Source organism: Neoroseomonas eburnea (genome assembly GCF_018129005.1).
Taxonomy (GTDB): domain Bacteria; phylum Pseudomonadota; class Alphaproteobacteria; order Acetobacterales; family Acetobacteraceae; genus Neoroseomonas; species Neoroseomonas eburnea.
Genome location: NZ_JAAEDL010000022.1, coordinates 14,492 through 33,111, shown reverse-complemented (window position 1 = coordinate 33,111; position 18,620 = coordinate 14,492). Strand labels below are relative to the sequence as shown.

Sequence of the window (18,620 nt, the reverse complement as noted above, 5' to 3'; positions counted from 1 at the left end):
GCCATGGCGGGGGAGCAGGAGGCGGCCGCGCTCTGCGTGCTGCTGGTGGACCCGATGCCGGCGACGCGGGTCACCGTCATCGCCATGCTGGAGGAGCAGGGGCATGAGGTCCTGCCGGTCTCCGACTGGACGACGGCGGAGGATCTGCTGCTGCGGGAGGAGGTCGGTGCGGTGGTGATGGCCTTCGTCGCCGACGGCTTCGACGGCAAGGACGCCGCGGCGCGCCTCCGGGACCGCCTGCCGCCGCACGCCGAATTGCCGTTGGTCGGCACCACCTCCGGCCTGCGCCGCGGGGAGGAGGAGGAGGCGCTGGAGGCCGGCTTCGACGTCCTTCTCGCCCACCCCTTCGAGGCCGAGGCCTTGGCCGAGGCGCTGCGCCAGGCCGCCCGCGACCGCACCCCGCCCCCGGCGCTGGACCCCGAGCGCCGGGCGGCCCTGCGCAGGGAACACGGCCCCGCCGCACTGGCCGAACTGGACGACGCCGCCATGGAGACACCGGGCCGGCTGCTCGCCGGACTGTTCGACGAGGGCGGCGGCGCCGATGACTATGTCGCCGCGGGAACGGACGTGGCCGCGGCGCTGGAGGCGGTGGGCTGCATCGCCGCCACCGCCGCCGCCCGCCGCCTGGCCGAAAACCCCGACCAGGGCCGCCGGCTGCTCCACTCGCTGATGACCGCCGTGGTCGCCGCACGGGTCGCCCTGCGCAAGGACAGGATGACCGCAGCCGCCGAAGACCCCATATGGGCGGCAAGCGACACACCCCCTGGAGACACCCCGTGAGCGAAACGACCGCCCGCGAGCCCGTGCCCGTCACCGTGCTGACCGGCTACCTTGGCGCCGGCAAGACCACGCTGCTCAACCGCATCCTGACCGAGAACCACGGCAAGAAGTTCGCCGTGGTGATCAACGAGTTCGGGGAGCTCGGCGTGGACAACGACCTCGTCGTCGATGCGGACGAGGAAGTGTTCGAGATGAACAACGGCTGCATCTGCTGCACCGTGCGCGGCGACCTGATCCGCATCCTCGGCGGGCTGATGAAGCGGCGCGACAGGTTCGACGGCATCATCCTGGAGACCACCGGCCTCGCCGACCCCGCCCCCGTGGCGCAGACCTTCTTCGTGGACGAGGACGTCAAGCGCGCGACCAGGCTCGATGCCATCGTCACCGTGGTGGACGCGAAGCACCTGCCGGCGCGGCTGTCCGACAGCAGCGAGGCGCAGGAGCAGATCGCCTTCGCCGACATCATCGTGCTGAACAAGATGGACCTGGTCAGCGCGGAGGAAGCCGCCGAGGTCGAGCGCCGCATCCGCGCCATCAACCCCTATGCCGAGATCCGCCGCGCGACCAAGTCCGACGTGCCGATCGACAGCGTGGTCGGGCGCGACGCCTTCAACCTCTCCCGCATCCTGGAACGCGAGCCGGAATTCCTCTCCGGCGACGATCACCACGAGCATGATTCCGAGGTGAACAGCGTCTCCTTCGAGGTCGAGAAGCCGATCGACGCCGAATGCTTCAACGCCTGGATCACCCAGGTGCTGGCCTCCAAGGGCCAGGATCTGCTGCGGACCAAGGGCATCCTGTATTACGAGGGCGACAGCCGCCGCTTCGCCTTCCAGGCGGTGCACATGATCGCCGACGGCGACTTCATCGGCGAGGTGAAGGACGGCGATCCGCGCAGGTCCAAGATCGTCTTCATCGGCCGCGACCTGAACCGGCCCTGGCTGCGGCGGGGGTTCGAGGCCTGCCAGGCGGGCGAGGACGAGGCGAAGATCCAGGCCGAGATCGCGCGGTGGTCGCCGCCGCCGGCATGACGCGAGACGGGGAGGGCTCTGCCCTCCCCGGACCCCTCCCGCCGAGGGCTTAAGGCCCTCGGAACCCTCGATTTGATCGGGGTAGACAGGGAGGGGGCATGACATGACGGCGATCACTGGCTCGCGATTGACGCCCCCTCCCTGTTCACCCCGATTGAAAATGGCTTCCAAGGGCCTTTCGGCCTTTGGCGGGGGAGCGCGAGGGTGCGGGCGCCCCCTCGCTGCCGCGCCCCGGACGCGCCATACAGGCCCCACGACACGGACCCGGACACTGCCATCATGAGTGCCACCGAAGCCGACTTCCTTCTCGATTCCCGCGGCCGCGCCGAGGAGCTCGGCGCCTGGGTCATCGGCGCCGCCTTCGGCCGTGAGGGCCGCACCTGCGCCTTCGCCCTCGGCGACGGCTCGGTGCGGGTCGCGGCAGCCGGCGACCTGCGCGCGGCATGGACCTCCGTCGCGGCACATGACGGCGCCTGCCTCGCCATCGCGCCCGATGCCAAGGACGGCGTCATCACCGGCGGGGATGACGGCCGCCTGATGCGCGTCGCTTCGGACGGCACCGCGACCGAACTCGCGAAATACGGCAGCAAGTGGGTGGAGCAGGTCGCCACCCACGATTCCGGCCTGCGTGCCGCAGCCGTCGGCAAGGCGGTCCACCTGCTCGACGGCAAGGGCGCGGCGCTGAAATCGCTCGCGCATCCGTCCTCGGTCACCGGCATCGCCTTCGACGCCAAGGGCAAGCGCATCGCGGCGTCGCACTACAACGGCGCCTCGCTGTGGTTCGTCGCGGCGAAGGACAGCTCGCCGCGCGTGCTGGAATGGAAGGGCAGCCACATCGCCGTGCTCATCAGCCCCGACGGCACGCATGTCGTCACGGCGATGCAGGAGAACACGCTGCATGGCTGGCGGCTCGCGGACGGGCAGCACATGCGCATGGCGGGGTATCCTTCGAAGACCAAGTCCTTCGGCTTCACCGCCAAGGGGCGCTGGCTGGCGACGGCCGGAGCGGACTGCATCGTGCTCTGGCCCTTCTTCGGCGGCGGGCCGATGGGCAAGGCGCCGACCGAGCTCGCCGGCGGCGACAGCGTGCTCTGCACCACCGTCGCCTGCCATCCGCAGCAGGAGGTGGTGGCGGCCGGCTTCGGCGACGGGCTGGTGCTGATGGCGGAAATCGCCTCCGGCCGCGTCGTGCCGGTCGCCGCACCCCGCGGTTCCGCGATCTCGGCCCTGGCCTGGAATCCGGCCGGGACGCATCTTGCGTTTGGCGCGGAGTCCGGCTTCGCCGGCATCGTCGACCTGTCCAAGCGATAGAGGCCCGCATGACCGCGCCGATCCTGGAGACGCCGCGCCTGCGCATCCCGCGCATCGGCCTCGGCACCTGGCAGCTCCGCGGGGCGGAGGCGACGAAGGCGGTCGAGGGCGCCATCGGCCTTGGCTATCGCCACATCGACACCGCGGCGATGTACGGCAACGAGGAAGCGGTCGGTGCCGGCATCAGGGCCTCCGGCCTGAGGCGGGAGGAGATCTTCCTCACCACCAAGGTGTGGTGGACGGAACTCGCCCCGGATGCGCTGCGGGCCTCGGCCGAGGCCTCGCTGGAACGGCTCGGCACGCCACATGCCGACCTGATCCTGATCCACTGGCCGGCGCGGGGGATGAACCTCGCGGCCTCGCTCGGGGCGCTGGCGAAGCTGCAGGCGGATGGCCTGACGCGGGCGGTCGGCGTTTCCAACTTCCCGCCGGGGCTGCTGAAGCAGGCGCTCGACCTGGGCATCGCGCCGATCGCGGCGCTGCAGGTCGAATGCCATGTCTATCTCTGGCAGGAACCGCTCGCGGCACTGTGCCGGCAGCACGGGCTGGCGATGACGGCCTATTCGCCGATCGCCAAGGCGCAGGTCAATGACGACCCGGCGATGCGGCGCATCGCAGCGAAGCACGGCGCGACGCCGGTGCAGGTGGCGCTGGCCTGGCTGATGGCGCAGGACAACCTCGTCGCGATCCCGAAATCCGGGCGGCCGCAGGGGCAGCGGGAGAACCTCGCCGCCGCCGCGCTGCGCCTCGATGCCGATGACATGGCCGCCATCGCAGCCCTGCCCAAGGACCGGCGCCTCGTGAACCCCGATTTCGCGCCGGACTGGGCGGGGTAGTCCGATGCGTGCGCCCTTGGGGGAAGGGCGCCACGCCATGCGCGACGATGCGGCGATGAAGGAACCGGAGAGGGGCTTTGCCCCTCTCCGGACCTCACCCAACCAAAGGCCGAAAGGCCTTTGGAAACCATGACTCACGTTTCCGCGGGTCCAGGGGACCGCAGTCCCCTGGTGGGGGAGCTTGAGGGGGCAACGCCCCCTCAACCGGCGTCCTTCATCCACCCGCGGAACAGACCCGCATCTGCCAGGCCACCTGTCTTGCGGACGCCGCCTGCCCGGATGGCGGAAACGCGTGTCGCAAGTCAGCGTGAGCGGAACCCGCTCCCCGCCGGGGGTGGCACGCCCCCGCCCGCCCATGCTTGATTGCCGCCGATCTTGCAGCAGGAGTGAGGATCATGGCCGCGCGCGACCGCAACGATGATGAGGACTTCGATCTCGGCATCAGCCTCGAGGCCGTCGCCGCCATCGTGGACGCCGCCCGTGCCGTGCAGGAAGGCGAGGAAAGCGGCGCCCTCGCGCGGGAGGAGGACGACGAGGAAGGCCTCGACGCCGAGGACGACGAGAACATGGATGAGGACGCGCTGCGCGCCTTCATCGCAGACCTGAACGAGGACGAGCAGGCCTCCCTCATCGCCCTCGCCTGGGTGGGGCGCGGCGACTACGGCGCGGGGGAGTGGGACGAGGCGCGGACACTCGCCAAGGAACGCAATATCCGCGACACAGCCGAGTACCTTCTGGGGATCGACATGCTTGGCGACATGCTGGAGGAAGGGCTCTCGGAACTCGGCCTTTCCCTCGAGGATGCGGACGGCTCGTGAGGATCGCGACCCTCCTTCTGCTGCTGCCCCTGCTGCTGCCTGCCTGTTCCGCCCGCGATTCGGCCGTGGCCGAGGACGGGCGCGAGCGGCTGGTCGGCCTGCGCGCGGACGACCTGCGGCTCTGCGCCGGGGTGCCGAACCTGACCGCGCAATCGGCCGGCGGGGAGTTCTGGACCTATGACCGCACGCCGCCCGCCGCCGGTGTCTCGGCGCCGGTGCCGGTGATCGGCGGCTCGCTCAGCGTCTCGGCGGGCTCGACCTGCCGGGTCACCTTCCAGCTCGTGGACGGCAAGGTGACGCGCATCGGCTATTCGGCCGCCTCGGACCTGCCGATGTCGCAGAATTCCGCCTGCGCGCCGGTCGTGCAGGGCTGCCTGCGCCTGGTGGACCAGGAACGGGTCAGCCGGGAATAGCTCCCGCCGGCAGGCCCGCGATCTCGCGGATCAGCTTGCGCTTCACGGCGACGCCGAAGGTTTCGAAATCCTCGGCGACGATCATGAAGGCGCCGTCGCCGCCGATCACATTCTCCCGGTAGTAGTCGTCGAGCGGCACAGGCGGCAGGCGCCCGAAGGTCGGCCGGTCGTTGATGATGGGCAGGCCGTTGATGGTGATGCCCTCGGCCACCGCCGCATCGCGCTGCTGGTCGGCCGGCGGGCCGGAATTGTTCACGCCGTCGCCGGAGACGTCGATGACGCGCCTTGTCGCCTCCCACGGGCATTCCGCCAGCACCTCGCGGCTATGGCGGATGCCGCCCGAGATGGAGGTCCAGGACAGCGAAGCGCGCGGCGATTCGGACAGCAGCGCCGCCCAGTCACTGGCATCGGCCTGACTGGCGATGCGCTGCCAGGGAATGACGGTCCGCTGGTATTCGATGCCCGCCCATTCGACATAGGCGATGCCCACGGCCCCGATCAGCCCGCCGCGGATCGCCGCCACCACCACCGGGTCAGCGACGGCGGTGCGGTAGCCCTCCCGCTGCAGCCTGGCCTCGTCCTCGTCGATCGAGCGGGAAACATCGACGGCGAGGACGAGAGCGACATCCACCGCCTCCTCCGCCCGGGCGGGGCGGAAAGCCGGCATCGCCGCGGCACCGGCCGCGGCGAGAAGGATCCTGCGGCGCATCGGCGCCTCCTCGGCTCGACGCCGCATGGTGGCGCCGCGCCGGGTCGGGATTCAACCGTTCCGTGGCGCCCGCCCCATGATTGGAGGCCACGCCGTCCGGCACGTCACAGCGCGGCGAGCACCACCCCCGCCGCCCGGGCCGCATCCGCCTCGGTCATGTAGGGGTGCATCGGCAGGGACAGGACCTGGTCGCACAGCGCCTCGCTGACCGGCAGCGGCGCCGGGCCGCCGGCGATGCAGCCGGCATGATGCGCGGCATAGGCCGGCTGGTGGTGCAGCGGCTTGGGGTAGTAGATGCCGGAGCCGATCTGCTGCGCCGCCAGTGCCTGCTGCACGCGGGCCCGCGTCGCCGCATCCGGCAGGCGGATGGTGTAGAGGCCGTAGGCATTCTCCGCCCCCGGCTGCGCCACCTGCACGCCGACCTTGCCCGCGAGCACGGCGTCATAGGCCGTGCCGAGGCGCCGGCGCTGCGCGAGCTCCTCCTCGAACAGGCCCATCTTGGCCAGCAGGATGGTCGCCTGCAGCGTGTCGAGCCGGCCGTTCATGCCGGTGCGCTCCACCTCGTAGCGGGTCCTGCCCTCGCCATGGGTGCGCAGCATCCGGAACAGCTCGGCCCGCTGCGGGTCGTTGGTCAGCAGCGCGCCGCCGTCGCCGTAGGCGCCGAGCGTCTTGGTCGGGTAGAAGGACAGCGCCGCCGCCCCCGCCCAGCAGCCGAGCCGCCGGTTGCCGAGCCGGGCGCCGAAGGCCTGCGCGGCGTCGTCGAGGGCGAACATCCCCTCCCGCGCGCAGATCGCCTCGATCGCCGGCCAGTCCGCCGGCAGGCCGAACAGGTCGACGCCCACCACGGCGCGCGGCTTCAGCCGCCCGTCCTTCTTCACCGCGGCGATGCGGCGCTCGAGGTCGGCGATGTCGATGTTGAAGGTCTCGGCCGAGACATCGACGAAGACCGGCGTGGCGCCGAGCACCAGCGGCACCTCGGCGGTGGCGGTGTAGGTGAAGGCCGGCAGGAACACCGCGTCGCCGCGGCCGATGCCTTCGGCCATCATCGCGATCTGCAGCGCATCGGTGCCGGAGGAGACGCCGACGGCATGGGCGCAGCCGGCGAAGGCGGCCAGACGTTCCTCCAGTTCGGCGACCTCCGGCCCGTTGATGAAGCGGCCGGAATCGAGCACCGCCGCGATGCGGCGGTCGAGCTCGGCGCGGATCAGCGCCTGCTGTGCCTTCACGTCGAACAGCGCGATGGGGGCGGTCATGGTTCGTCGGAGCCTCACGCGAAACGGAGCCGGCCCCTCTTAGACCCGGCGGCCGCGTCGCGCGAAATCACCCTTGGTATCCTTGTGCAACGCAGCAGAGGCCCGGCCGGAACGATCAGCGCGCCGCCGCTGGCCGCGCCGGGTCGATGGAGCCCACCGGGCGCAGCGTCTCCCGCCAGCGCCCGCCGCGCAGCCCCTCGGCATGGCCGTGCTCGAACAGGGCGCGCATGAAGGCGGTGTCGAAGGCCTCGCTGCGCGGCGCGTCGAAATCGGCGCTGATATAGGCGAGCCGGAAGCGCACCCCGTCCCGCTGCGAGAGCAGGTAGATGCGGACGATGTCGTTGACCGCGCTGAAGTGCAGCAGGGTGGAGGCGGCGCGCCCGGCGATCGACAGGATCGAGCGGTTGGTCTCCGCCCATTCGGCATCGAGCCGGCCATTGCGCACCACCCAGGCGGTGCGTTCCCGCGGACGGCCGACGGTGCGGATGTCGAGGCCCGGCGGCCAGAGGAAGACCTGCAGGGCGGCGCCGCCGTCGACATGCATCTCCTGGTAGCGGGCGCCCTCGTGCTCGACATCGATCAGCACCGGCGGGAAAGCGCCGGGGATCGAGGCGGAGGCCAGCAGGATGCTGCGGAACAGGTCGAGCGCCCGCGGGTGGCCGCTCGCCGAGATGGCGCCGATATTCCAGAACACCGGCCGGCCGAGGTCGAGATTGGTGGTGCCGATCAGCAGCAGCCGTCCCCGTCCGTATTCGCGCGCGATCGCGGCCATCAGCGCCTCGTCCACATGGCGCTCGATCAGGCGATAGAGGGGGGAGGTGTCGGCCAGCGCCTCCCCGAACAGCACCGCGCGCAGCCGGCCGCGCATCAGTATCAGGTCGCGCGGCGCGACCTCGGTGAAGACTTCTCTCAGTTGCCGGTCGTAATCCGGCCCGAGGAAGGCGAAGGGCGCGATCAGCGCGCCGGCGGAGATCCCGGTCACCATGTCGAAGCTCGGGCGCTGGCCGGACTGCGTCCAGCCGACCAGCAGGCCCGCGCCATAGGCCCCGTTGTCCCCGCCGCCCGACAGGGCCAGGTAGTGCGCCGGCGGCAGCGCCCCGCGCCGGCCGGCGGGCAGCAGCGCGGCCTGGCGCTGCTGCATCATGCGCGCTTCGCGGGCAATCGCGTCGGGGCCGGCATCGAGCCAGAAGCGGGCATTGTCGATGCCGAGGATGGGCAGCGTCTCGGTCGCCGCGACCGGCGGCGGCTCCAGCCGCGCGATGCTGCCGCAGCCGGCCAGGACCAGCAGCAGGACGGCCGCGCCCAGCAGCCGCGCCGGCGCCCCGCCGCGCCAGCCCTTCGCATCCATCGCCATGCCGCCTTCCCCTCCGCCGCCGCCCGCCAAGCCCCGGCCCGGGCGGCACCGGTCGGGCCCTTTCATTCTAGATCGCCCCTCCCGATGGCGGAAAGCACCACGGGACGCCCGGCACAGAAGCGTCACGTCTGCACGCTTCCCCCGACCCGCCCATCGGTCTAGGTTCGAAGCGAAATTGTGCAGTGCATCAAATTTTGCCGTCGGGGCGGTGCCGGGCGAAGGTCCGGGACCGACGCCGGCCACCGAGGTGATCGACCATGGCTCAACGCCCAGCCCGCCGTTCCGCCGGACGCGCGCCCCTGCTCGTGGACCTCGCCCTGCAGGGCGGCGGCAGCCACGGCGCCTTCACCTGGGGCGTGCTCGACCGGCTGCTCGACGAGGAGTGGCTGACCATCGAGGCCGTCTCGGGCACCTCGGCCGGGGCGATGAACGCGGCGGTGATGGCGCATGGCCTCATGCATGGCGGTGCGGCGGGGGCGAAGGCGGCGCTCGAAACCTTCTGGCGGCGTGTCTCGGACGCCGCCGCCTTGAGCCCGCTGCGGCGCGGGCCGCTCGACGTGCTGCTCGGGCGCTGGACGCTGGACAACTCGCCCGCCTACCTCGCGATGGACATGGCGACGCGGATCTTCTCGCCCTACGACCTCGATTTCGGCCTGCCCAACCCGCTCGCCTCGATCCTGGCCGAGACGGTGGATTTCGAACGGCTGACCGCCTCCCCGGTCAAGCTGTTCATCACCGCGACCAATGTGCACACCGGCCGGCCGCGGGTGTTCCGCAACAGCGACGTCTCGCCCGCGGCGCTGCTCGCCTCGGCCTGCCTGCCCTTCATGTTCCAGGCGGTGGAGATCGACGGGCAGGCCTATTGGGACGGCGGCTATTCGGGCAACCCGACCATGACGCCGCTGATCAACGAGTGCGTCTCGGACGACACCATCATCGTCGGCATCAACCCGGTGGAGCGGCCGGGCATCCCGAAGACCGCGCGGGACATCCTCAACCGGCTGAACGAGGTCGCCTTCAACGCCGTCCTGCTGAAGGAGCTGCAGATGATCGCGCTGCTCCGCCAGGTGGCCGATCCCGGCGACGAGAAGACCGCGCACTGGGCGAAGATGCGCGTCCACCTGGTGCGCAGCGACGTGCTGCTGGGACTCGGCGCCTCTTCCAAGCTGAACGCCGAATGGGAGTTCCTGACCATGCTGCGAGACGAAGGCCGCCGCGCGGCCGAGACCTTCATGGCCGAGCACGGACCCGCCCTGGGCACGCGTTCCACCCTGCCCATCGACACCCTGTTGAAGATGGACTGACCCATGGGGCTGTCCGGAATCCTCATCGGCCTCGCGATCCTCGTCGCGCTGGCCTATCGCGGCTCCTCGGTGCTGCTGCTCGCGCCCATCGCGGCGATGGTGGCGGCGGCCTTCGCCGGCGAGCCGCTGCTCGCCCACTGGACGCAGACCTTCATGGGCAGCGCGGCGCAGTTCATCGCGCAGTTCTTCCCGATCTTCCTGTTGGGCGCGCTGTTCGGCAAGCTGATGGAGGACAGCGGCTCGGTCGAGGCGATCTCCCGCTGGACCACCGCGAAGCTCGGGCCGCAGCGCGCCATCCTCGCGGTGGTGCTGGCCGGCGCCGCGGTCACCTATGGCGGCGTCAGCCTGTTCGTCGCCTTCTTCGTGCTGGTGCCGATGGCCGAAGGGCTGTTCCGCGCCGGCGGCATCCCGCGCCGGCTGATGCCTGGTGCGATCGCCCTTGGCACCTCCACCTTCACCATGTCGGCCCTGCCCGGCACGCCGGCGATCCAGAACGCGATCCCGATGCCCTTCTTCGGCACCACGCCTTTCGCGGCGCCGGGGCTCGGCATCATCGCCTCGGCCATCATGCTGGCCTTCGGTCTGTGGTGGCTGCAGCGGGCGGAGGCGCGGGCGCGCGCGGCGGGTGAAGGCTTCGGCGACGGGCCCGAAGACGCCACCGAGGCCGCCACCGAGGACCCCATCGTGCGCGAGCGCGCGACCACGTCGCAGGGCTTCGACCCCGCCGAGATCCACCACAGCGAGAGCGTCAAGGAGCCGCCGTCCATCCTGATCGCGGCGGCACCGCTGTTCGTCGTCGTGGTCGTCAACCTGCTGATGTCCTTCTTCATCCTGCCGCGCCTCGACGCCAGCTTCCTGGCCGAGCCGCGCTTCGGCGGCACGACGCTCACCGCCGTCGCCGGCGTGTGGTCGGTGGTGACGGCGCTGTTCGTCGCCATCATCGTCGTCATCCTGGCCAACGGCTTCAGCGTGCCGAAGCTGCGCGCCACCATGACCGCCGGCGCCAATGCCTCGGTCCTGCCGGTGGTCAGCGTGGCGAGCCTGGTGGGCTTCGGCGCGGTGGTGGCCGCCATGCCGGCCTTCGAGGCGGTGCGCCAATGGGTGCTGGGCATCGGCGGCGGGCCGCTGGTTTCCCTGGCGGTCGCGACGAACATCCTCGCGGCGCTGACCGGCTCGGCCTCGGGCGGCCTGACCATCGCGCTCGATGCGCTGGGGCCGACCTACATGCAGATCGCCGCCCAGCAGGGGATCAACCCGGACCTGCTGCACCGCGTCGCGGTGATCGGCGCCGGCACGCTGGACAGCCTGCCGCACAACGGCGCGGTGGTGACGCTGCTCGCCGTCTGCGGCTGCACGCACAAGACCAGCTACATCGACATCGTCATGGCTTGCATCGTCAGCGCCTTGCTGGCGCTGGCCGCGGTGATCGTGCTGGGGAGCGTGGTCGGGTCGTTCTGAGGGGCAGCGGAGAGGGGCGCCGCCCCTCTCCGGACCTCACCCCGCCGAGGGCCGAAAGGCCCTCGGAACCCGTCACCTGAACAATCTGCCGCCGCGGGGGTGCCGCACGCCGACGTGGCACGCACCCCTCATACAAGCGGCCGCTACTCGCGACCGCTGGCATGAGGCTTTTCCTGCCCTCAGGCGCCGGGCGCAAACTTCCGGTCTGCTTGGCTGCGCCGGACCACCGGCGGGCCGCATTCGCGGCCTCGGCACGAGTGAAGAACTCGTGGCGCTGATGTTATCTCCCGGTTTCCAAAGGCCTTTCGGCCTTTGGCGGGTGGGGTCCGGGGAGGGCAGAGCCCTCCCCGCGCCACGCCAGGCACGGGTCGCATCATTCCGCGCCGGCCCCGCGCCCCGACAGCAGTTCCGCCACCCAGCGGCTTTCCTCGAACTGCTCGCACAGCGTCAGCGCCGCGATCAGCACCGGCACGCCGATGAAGGCCCCCGGGATCCCCCACAGGAACGCCCCGAGGAACACCGCGACCAGCACCATGAAGGGCGACACGGACAGGTGCTTTCCGGCCAGCCGCGGCTCCAGGTAGGACCCGATCAGGAACTGGATCACCTGGAGCACGGCGAAGACCGTCACCACCACCTGCCAGGATCCGAATTGCAGAAGCGCGACGGCGGTCGGGAAGACGGTCGCGATCAGCGGCCCGATGAAGGGGATGTAGTTCAGCACCAGGGCGATGACGCCCCATTCGGCCGCCAGGTCGAGCCCCATGTACAGCGCGAAGGCCCACACCGCCGCGCCGGTCAGCACGCTGGCGAAGGTCCGCACGAGCATGTAGGCGCGCAGCTTCGACGCGCTCTCGGCAAGTCCCGCGAGCACGCCCTGCGCCGCGCCGCTCTGCTTCCGGCAGGCGAGCTGGGAGGCCACCTGCCCGACCTCGAGCAGCCCAAGGATGACGAAGACCGCCGTCACCACGACGAAGCTGATGACACCCTGGAGCTGGCCGAGCACGCCCTGCGCGATGCGCACCAGCCAGCGCACGTCGAACTGCTCGGCAAGCGGGCCAGCCGCGGCGATGCCCTGCGATTCGAGCCAGGCGATCTTGGCATTGTAGAGCACCTGGAGCTGCGACGCGTTCGCCACCACCCATTGCGCCACCCGCCCGAAGGCCCAGGCGATGGACATCACGAGTGCCGCCACCACGACCAGCGTCACCAGCACCGTGCCGATCATGGCAAGCGCCGCCGGAATGCGCGCCTGCACCGCGCGCTGCACCGGCCAGACAAGGGCGATGACGAAGACGGCGAAGACCACCGGCGCGAAGATCGCCTGCCCCGCCTGCAAGGCCGCCGCGACCAGCACCGCGGCGCAGAGGCCAAGCAGCACGCGAAGACCGCGATCAGGATTCATGGAACGTCACCGCGCAGGCTCCCCGAGGATGGCGCGCCAGACTCGGTCGTCGCGGCGCGACGTGCAAGGGCTTCGGTTCCGGCGTCGTTCCGTGCGAGCTTCGCGGCAACGGACGGGAGTCGCAGATGGTGTCCTTCACGCGGCGCTGGCTGGTGCGCGGGGCAGTGACGCTCGGTGTCCTGCTGCTGCTGTTTCTCGGCGTGCGTGCCTGGGAAGCCGAGCAGGGTCCGCCGCTCGCGGCGTGGCACACCGTGGTGCCGGAGGAACTGGGCCCGGATGAACTCGACGCCGCCGACTGGCGCCGCTGGATGGCGGCGGAGGAGGCCGCCTTCGCGACCGTGCGGCGGGAGGTGACGGAGGCGCTCGAACCCGACGAGCGCGTGCCAGCCAACCGCTTCTTCGCCGGCAGCCCGGTGCATCCGGGGCGCTTCGCGCAGGACTGGAACCGTTCCTTCGTGCTGGAGCCCGCAGGCGCGCCGATCGGCGCCGCCGTCTTCCTGCACGGGCTGACCGACGCGCCCTTCAGCCTGCGGCATCTCGCCGAGGCCTATCGCGGGCGCGGCTTCCTCGCCATCGCCATCCGCCTGCCCGGCCACGGCACCGTCCCTGCCGGGCTGACGCGCGCGGCCTGGGAGGACTGGATGGCGGCGACGCGGCTCGCGGTGCGCGAGGCACGGGCGCGCATCGGCCAGGAGCGGCCGATCCACCTGGTAGGCTACTCCAACGGCGGCGCCCTGGCGCTGAAGCATCAACTTGACGCGATCGAGGACCCGCGCCTGCCGCGCGCAGAGCGCATCGTGCTGCTCTCGCCCATGGTGGGCGTGACGGCCTTCGCGCGCTTCGCCGGCATCGCCGGCCTGCCTTCGCTGCTGCCGCGCTTTGCCCGCGCCGCCTGGCTCGACGTGCAGCCGGAGTTCAACCCGTTCAAATACAATTCCTTCCCGGTCAACGCGGCGCGCCAGACCCACCGGCTGACCGCGGCGCTGCAGGCGCAGCTCGACCGGCTGGCGGCGGCGGGGCGGCTTTCGGCGATGCCGCCGGTGCTGACCTTCCAGTCGGTGGTCGATGCCACGGTCTCGACGCCGGCGGTGCTGTCCGCCCTCTATGCGCGGCTGCCGGAGAACGGCAGCGAGGTCGTGCTGTTCGACCTCAACCGCAATGCGCGCTTCGGGCCGCTCTTCGCCGCCGGCGCCTATGCGGTGCTGGGCCGCATCCTGCCGCCCGCGCCGCGCGCCTACGCGCTGACGATCGTCACCAATGCCGGGCCGCAAACCGATGCGGTGCTGGCGCGGCGCACCCCCGCCGGCGCGCGGGAGGATGAGACGGCCGTCCTCGGCGCCGTCTGGCCGAGGGATGTCTTCTCCCTGTCCCATGTCGCGATCCCCTTCCCGCCGCAGGACGGGCTCTACGGCGCGGATCCGGATCCGGCGGAAGATTTCGGCGCGCGACTGGGCGCCATCGCGATCCGCGGGGAGCGTGGGGTGCTCGCGGTGGGACTCGACCAGCTCTCCCGTGTGACGTCGAATCCGTTCTTTCCCTACCTGCTTGGCCGGGTGACCGAAGCGGTGCCGATGCGATGAGGCGGGACGCCCGGAGCATCCATGGGACAGACGGCGCATCACAGCGGGGCGTGGCCCGCCTAGGCTCCGGAGCGTGCCGATGCCGACAGACCGGGTGCCTTCAGACTTTGCCTTGCGCATGGCCCCGCCGGGAAGGCATGAGCGTAATGACGATCCCTCCCGAATGATACGCCGACACTGGACACCATGATGCAACACCGGTTCCCTCGGCCCCCTCGTCGCGCCGCCCTGCCCTGCGCGCTCGCCATCGGCCTGCTCGCCGCCTGCGACGGCGGGCCGCCGCCGGCGCCGCCGGAGATCCGCCCCGTCCGCGTCGTGACGGTGGAACGCGCCGCGGGCGGAGAGGTCGTCTCCCTGACCGGCACCGTGCAGGCCGAGACCGAGGTGAACCTCGCCTTCCGCATCGACGGCCGCTTGGTGGAACGCCTGGTCAATGTCGGCGACACGGTGCGCGCCGGCCAGGTGGTGGCGCGGCTGAACCGCGAGAACGAGGAGAACGGCCTGCGCGCCGCCCGTGCCCAGCTCGCCGCCGCGCGGGCGCAGCTCGTCGAGGCGCAGAACAACTACTGGCGCCAGTCCGAGTTGCTGCGCGACGGCTGGACCACCCGCGTCCGCTACGACCAGGCGGCGCAGACGCGCCAGAGCGCGCAATCGGCCGTCGATGCCGCCGAGGCGCAGGTCGGCATCGCCGAGACACGGCTCGGCTACACCGAGCTCGTCAGTGACGTGAACGGCCGCGTCACCCAGCGCGGTGCCGAGCCGGGGGAGGTGGTGCAGCCCGGCCGCATGATCGTGCAGGTGGCGCGCGACGAGGGCCGCGACGCGGTGTTCGACGTGCCGCCGACGCTGAAGGACCAGGCGCCCGCCAACCCGGTGATCGAGGTGGTGCTCGCCACCGACCCGAATGTGCGCACCACCGGCCGGGTGCGGGAAGTGGCACCGCGCGCCGATGCGGTGACCGGCACCTTCCAGGTGCGCGTCGGCCTCGCCGATCCGCCGCCGGCGATGCGCCTCGGCGCCACCGTGACGGGGCGGCTGACGCTCGGCGCGAGCGCGGGCTTCGCCATCCCGGCCTCGGCGCTGACGCGGGCCGACCGACAGCCTGCCGTCTGGGTGGTGAACCCGGCCGAGCAGACCGTCGCGCTGCGCACGGTCGAGCTGGTCCGCCACGACCCCGGCCATGTCGTCGTCGGCAGCGGGCTCGAACCCGGTGAGATCGTGGTCACGGCCGGCGTCCAGGCGCTCAGGCCGGGCCAGAAGGTGCGCCTGCTCGGCGGCGCACGATGATCGGGCCCAATCTCTCCGAATGGGCGATCGGGCGGCGTTCGCTCGTCGTCTACTTCATGATCGTCGCGCTGGTGGCAGGCTCCTTCGCCTTCCTCAAGCTCGGGCGCAACGAGGACCCGGCCTTCACCTTCCGCACCATGATCGTCTCCGCCGTCTGGCCCGGCGCGACGATCGAGGAGACGCTGCTGCAGGTGACGGAAAGGCTCGAGCGCACCCTGCAGGAGACGCCGAACCTCGACAACCTGCGCTCCTACACCGTGCCGGGGCAGACAACGATCTTCGTCGACCTCAAGGGATCGACGCCGCCCTCGGTGGTGCCGGACATGTGGTATCAGGTGCGCCGCCGCGTCGCCGACATGCGCCACACCCTGCCGCAGGGCGTGGTCGGGCCGTTCTTCAACGACGATTTCGGCGACACCTTCGGCATCATCTACGGCTTCACCGCGGACGGCTTCACCCAGCGCGAGCTGCGCGACCACGTGGAAGCCGCGCGGTCCCGCCTGCTGCTGGTGCCCGATGTCTCGAAGGTGGAGATCCTCGGCGCCCAGGACGAGCGCATCTTCATCGAGTTCTCGACCGAGCGCCTCGCCGGCCTCGGCCTGAACCGGGGCGCGCTCATCGCGGCCCTGCAGGCGCAGAACCTGGTGCGCCCGGCCGGCCTGGTGGAGACCGGGCAGGAACGCCTGTTGGTCCGCGTCTCCGGCGCCTTCACGAACGAGCAGGACATCCGCAACGTCAACTTCGTCGCAGGCGACCGCGTCTTCCGCCTGGGCGACATCGCCGAGGTGCGCCGCGCCACCGCCGATCCGCCGCAGCCGATGTTCCGCGTGAACGGCCAGCCGGCGATCGGCCTCGCCGTCGCCATGCGCGATTCGGGGGACATCCTCGCGCTCGGCCGCAACATCAAGGCGGCGATGGAGGAGATCCGCGCCGGCCTGCCGATCGGCATCGAGCCCGTCCTGGTCGCCGACCAGGCGGTGACGGTCGATGAGGCGATCGGCGACTTCACCGACAGCCTGTGGCAGGCGATCCTGATCATCATGGCGGCGTCCTTCGTGGCGCTCGGCATGCGGGCGGGCTCGGTGGTCGCGCTGTCGATACCCCTGACCCTCGCCATCGTCTTCCCGCTGATGTCGGTCTTCGGCATCGACCTGCAGCGCATCTCGCTCGGCGCGCTGATCATCGCGCTGACGCTGCTGGTCGACGACGCGATGACGACCATCGACGCCATGATCCGGCGGCTGGCGGCCGGCGACAGCAAGCCCAAGGCGGCGACCTTCGCCTACAGCAGCCTCGCCTCCTCCATGCTGACCGGCACGCTGGTGACGATCGCGGGCTTCGTGCCGATCGGCTTCGCGCGCAGTTCGGCGGGCGAATACACCTTCTCGATCTTCGCCGTGGTCGGCATCGCGCTGATCGTCTCCTGGTTCGTGGCGGTGATCTTCGCGCCGCTGCTCGGCATGGCGATCCTGAAGGCGCCGAAGGCCTCCGCGGAGCCGGCGAAGCCGGGCGCCATCCTGCGCGGCTACACCGCATTCCTGACCATGGCGATGCGGGCGAAGTGGGTGACCATCGCCTTCACCGTCGTCATGTTCGGCGTCGCGGTCTTCGCCATGCAGTTCGTGCCGCGGCAGTTCTTTCCCTCCTCCGACCGCACCGAGCTGCTGGTCGAGGTCACGCTGCCGCAGAACGCCTCGATCTTCGCCTCGGAGGAGGTGTCGCGGCGCCTCGATGCCGCGCTCGCCGCGGATCCGGACGTGGAGCGCTGGAGCACCTATGTCGGCCGCGGCGCCATCCGCTTCTACCTGCCGCTGAACGTGCAGCTCGCCCTGCCCTTCTTCTCCCAGGCGGTGGTGGTGGCGAAGGACCTGCCCGGCCGCGAACGCCTGCATCGGCGGCTCGAAACGCTGCTCGCCGAGCAGTTCCCCTCCGCCGTCTCGCGCGTCTATCCGCTCGAGCTCGGCCCGCCGGTCGGCTGGCCGCTGCAGTACCGCGTCAACGGCCCGGACATCGAGCGCGTGCGGGTAATCGCCCAGGACGTGGCGAAGCTGCTGGCGGACACGCCCGGCGCCCGGCACGTCCATTTCGACTGGATGGAACCCTCCCGCCAGTTGCGCGTGCGCGTCGACCAGGACGAGGCGCGGCGGCTCGGCCTGTCCTCCGCCGAGCTGGCGGCGGCGATCAACGCCGCCGTCACCGGCACCGCCATCACCCAGGTGCGCGACGACATCTACCTGATCGACGTGGTGGTGCGCGCAACCTCGGACCAGCGGCTGTCGCTCGACACGCTGCGCTCGCTCCAGGTGTCGCTGCCGGGCGGGCGGACGGTACCGCTGACGCAGTTCGCCACCTTCGAGCACACGCAGGAATTCCCGCTGATCTGGCGGCGCAACCGCGTGCCGACGCTGACCGTGCGCGCCGATGTCAATCCGGGCGTGCTGCCCGATACCGTCGTCGCCGCGCTGCAGCCGCGCATCGACGCGCTGAACGCGACGCTCGAACGCCCCTACCGCGTCGATCTCGGCGGCATCGCGGAAGAAAGCGCGTACAGCCAGGCCTCGGTCATCGCCGTGGTGCCGATGATGCTGCTCATCATGCTCACGCTGCTGATGTTCCAGCTCGGCTCCTTCCGGCGGCTCGGGCTGGTGCTGGCGCTGCTGCCGCTCGGCATCATCGGCGTCGTGCTGGCGCTGCTGGTGTTCAACCGGCCGCTCGGCTTCGTCGCCATCCTCGGCATCCTGTCGCTGCTCGGCATGATCGCGAAGAACGCGATCATCCTGATCATCCAGATCGAGACCGACCGGGCCGAGGGCAAGGAGGTCTGGGATGCGGTGATCGCCGCCGCCTCCTCCCGCCTGCGGCCGATGCTGCTGACCGCGATCTCGACCGTGCTCGGCCTGATCCCGATCGCGCCGACGGTGTTCTGGGGGCCGATGGCCTTCGCCATCATGGGCGGGCTGATGGTGGCGACGCTGCTGACGCTGGTCTTCCTGCCGACGCTCTACGTCACGGTGTTCGGCGGCAAGCCTCGCCCGCCTCGGGCCGAGGGGACGCCGCCCGCGCCGGCGGCGGCCGGCTGAC

At 71.1% G+C, this 18,620-nt stretch carries 15 protein-coding genes; 11 read left to right on the top strand and 4 right to left on the bottom strand.

The features are described 5' to 3' along the window. Positions 1-3: 3 nt before the first annotated feature. From GXW74_RS19625 to GXW74_RS19600, 6 genes are all read left to right on the top strand, one after another. A complete protein-coding gene (locus GXW74_RS19625) occupies positions 4-780 on the top strand; it encodes a response regulator (RefSeq protein ID WP_211848241.1) in 777 nt (258 codons plus the stop codon). Further along, entirely contained in the window at positions 777-1,811 is a 1,035-nt protein-coding gene (locus tag GXW74_RS19620; protein WP_338148283.1) for a CobW family GTP-binding protein, read from the top strand. Before GXW74_RS19625 ends, GXW74_RS19620 begins: the two co-directional genes overlap by 4 nt. A gap of 279 nt (positions 1,812-2,090) precedes the next feature. Further along, positions 2,091-3,122 (top strand): WD40 repeat domain-containing protein, encoded by a 1,032-nt coding sequence (locus tag GXW74_RS19615; protein ID WP_211848239.1) that lies wholly within the window; start codon positions 2,091-2,093, stop codon positions 3,120-3,122. An 8-nt stretch (positions 3,123-3,130) separates the two neighbouring features. Further along, the gene (locus GXW74_RS19610; protein WP_211848238.1) at positions 3,131-3,958 is read left to right on the top strand and encodes an aldo/keto reductase; all 828 of its coding nucleotides are present in this window, start codon (positions 3,131-3,133) and stop codon (positions 3,956-3,958) included. A 395-nt stretch (positions 3,959-4,353) separates the two neighbouring features. Next, complete coding sequence (locus tag GXW74_RS19605; RefSeq protein WP_211848237.1) at positions 4,354-4,776, top strand: DUF3775 domain-containing protein; 423 nt, start codon at positions 4,354-4,356, stop codon at positions 4,774-4,776. Further along, positions 4,773-5,189 (top strand): hypothetical protein, encoded by a 417-nt coding sequence (locus GXW74_RS19600; RefSeq protein WP_211848236.1) that lies wholly within the window; start codon positions 4,773-4,775, stop codon positions 5,187-5,189. The genes GXW74_RS19605 and GXW74_RS19600 overlap by 4 nt, the downstream gene beginning before the upstream one ends. On the opposite strand, the gene GXW74_RS19595 is transcribed toward GXW74_RS19600, so the two are convergent. From GXW74_RS19595 to GXW74_RS19585, 3 genes are all read right to left on the bottom strand, one after another. Beyond that, entirely contained in the window at positions 5,176-5,898 is a 723-nt protein-coding gene (locus GXW74_RS19595) for a DUF1194 domain-containing protein (RefSeq protein WP_211848235.1), read from the bottom strand. The two genes, GXW74_RS19600 and GXW74_RS19595, sit on opposite strands and share 14 nt — an antisense overlap. Before the next feature lie 104 nt (positions 5,899-6,002). Continuing rightward, positions 6,003-7,151, bottom strand: a complete 1,149-nt coding sequence (locus GXW74_RS19590; RefSeq protein ID WP_211848234.1) for a DegT/DnrJ/EryC1/StrS family aminotransferase — start codon at positions 7,149-7,151, stop codon at positions 6,003-6,005. Between the two features lie 115 nt (positions 7,152-7,266). Further along, positions 7,267-8,505 carry a patatin-like phospholipase family protein gene (locus GXW74_RS19585; RefSeq protein ID WP_211848233.1) on the bottom strand — a complete coding sequence of 413 codons (1,239 nt, stop codon included), beginning with the start codon at positions 8,503-8,505 and terminating at the stop codon, positions 7,267-7,269. Positions 8,506-8,762: 257 nt separating this feature from the next. On the opposite strand from GXW74_RS19585, the gene GXW74_RS19580 reads away from it, so the two are divergent. Beyond that, the gene (locus GXW74_RS19580; protein WP_211848232.1) at positions 8,763-9,809 is read left to right on the top strand and encodes a patatin-like phospholipase family protein; all 1,047 of its coding nucleotides are present in this window, start codon (positions 8,763-8,765) and stop codon (positions 9,807-9,809) included. A gap of 3 nt (positions 9,810-9,812) precedes the next feature. Then, complete coding sequence (locus GXW74_RS19575) at positions 9,813-11,267, top strand: GntP family permease (protein WP_211848231.1); 1,455 nt, start codon at positions 9,813-9,815, stop codon at positions 11,265-11,267. A gap of 373 nt (positions 11,268-11,640) precedes the next feature. Here GXW74_RS19575 and GXW74_RS19570 read toward each other — a convergent pair whose 3' ends face one another. After that, positions 11,641-12,672 (bottom strand): AI-2E family transporter, encoded by a 1,032-nt coding sequence (locus tag GXW74_RS19570; protein ID WP_211848230.1) that lies wholly within the window; start codon positions 12,670-12,672, stop codon positions 11,641-11,643. Between the two features lie 125 nt (positions 12,673-12,797). Between GXW74_RS19570 and GXW74_RS19565 the strand changes: the two genes are divergently transcribed. The 3 genes from GXW74_RS19565 (at position 12,798) to GXW74_RS19555 (ending at position 18,619) form a co-directional block, all read left to right on the top strand. Beyond that, on the top strand, positions 12,798-14,252 hold the full coding sequence (locus GXW74_RS19565; protein WP_211848229.1) for an alpha/beta hydrolase: 1,455 nt from the start codon (positions 12,798-12,800) through the stop codon (positions 14,250-14,252). Positions 14,253-14,441: 189 nt separating this feature from the next. Next, complete coding sequence (locus GXW74_RS19560) at positions 14,442-15,539, top strand: efflux RND transporter periplasmic adaptor subunit (RefSeq protein ID WP_246523709.1); 1,098 nt, start codon at positions 14,442-14,444, stop codon at positions 15,537-15,539. Further along, positions 15,536-18,619, top strand: a complete 3,084-nt coding sequence (locus GXW74_RS19555) for an efflux RND transporter permease subunit (protein WP_211848227.1) — start codon at positions 15,536-15,538, stop codon at positions 18,617-18,619. The genes GXW74_RS19560 and GXW74_RS19555 overlap by 4 nt, the downstream gene beginning before the upstream one ends. Position 18,620 lies beyond the last annotated feature (1 nt).

Excerpts from the sequence above, each read along its gene's own strand:
- GXW74_RS19625 (WP_211848241.1), top strand. The coding sequence starts at position 4 with ATGGCGGGGGAGCAGGAGGCGGCCGCGCTCTGCGTGCTGCTGGTGGAC.
- GXW74_RS19615 (WP_211848239.1), top strand. The coding sequence starts at position 2,091 with ATGAGTGCCACCGAAGCCGACTTCCTTCTCGATTCCCGCGGCCGCGCC.
- GXW74_RS19610 (WP_211848238.1), top strand. The coding sequence starts at position 3,131 with ATGACCGCGCCGATCCTGGAGACGCCGCGCCTGCGCATCCCGCGCATC.
- GXW74_RS19605 (WP_211848237.1), top strand. The coding sequence starts at position 4,354 with ATGGCCGCGCGCGACCGCAACGATGATGAGGACTTCGATCTCGGCATC.
- GXW74_RS19595 (WP_211848235.1), bottom strand. The coding sequence starts at position 5,898 with ATGCGCCGCAGGATCCTTCTCGCCGCGGCCGGTGCCGCGGCGATGCCG.
- GXW74_RS19590 (WP_211848234.1), bottom strand. The coding sequence starts at position 7,151 with ATGACCGCCCCCATCGCGCTGTTCGACGTGAAGGCACAGCAGGCGCTG.
- GXW74_RS19585 (WP_211848233.1), bottom strand. The coding sequence starts at position 8,505 with ATGGCGATGGATGCGAAGGGCTGGCGCGGCGGGGCGCCGGCGCGGCTG.
- GXW74_RS19580 (WP_211848232.1), top strand. The coding sequence starts at position 8,763 with ATGGCTCAACGCCCAGCCCGCCGTTCCGCCGGACGCGCGCCCCTGCTC.
- GXW74_RS19575 (WP_211848231.1), top strand. The coding sequence starts at position 9,813 with ATGGGGCTGTCCGGAATCCTCATCGGCCTCGCGATCCTCGTCGCGCTG.
- GXW74_RS19570 (WP_211848230.1), bottom strand. The coding sequence starts at position 12,672 with ATGAATCCTGATCGCGGTCTTCGCGTGCTGCTTGGCCTCTGCGCCGCG.
- GXW74_RS19565 (WP_211848229.1), top strand. The coding sequence starts at position 12,798 with ATGGTGTCCTTCACGCGGCGCTGGCTGGTGCGCGGGGCAGTGACGCTC.
- GXW74_RS19560 (WP_246523709.1), top strand. The coding sequence starts at position 14,442 with ATGCAACACCGGTTCCCTCGGCCCCCTCGTCGCGCCGCCCTGCCCTGC.
- GXW74_RS19555 (WP_211848227.1), top strand. The coding sequence starts at position 15,536 with ATGATCGGGCCCAATCTCTCCGAATGGGCGATCGGGCGGCGTTCGCTC.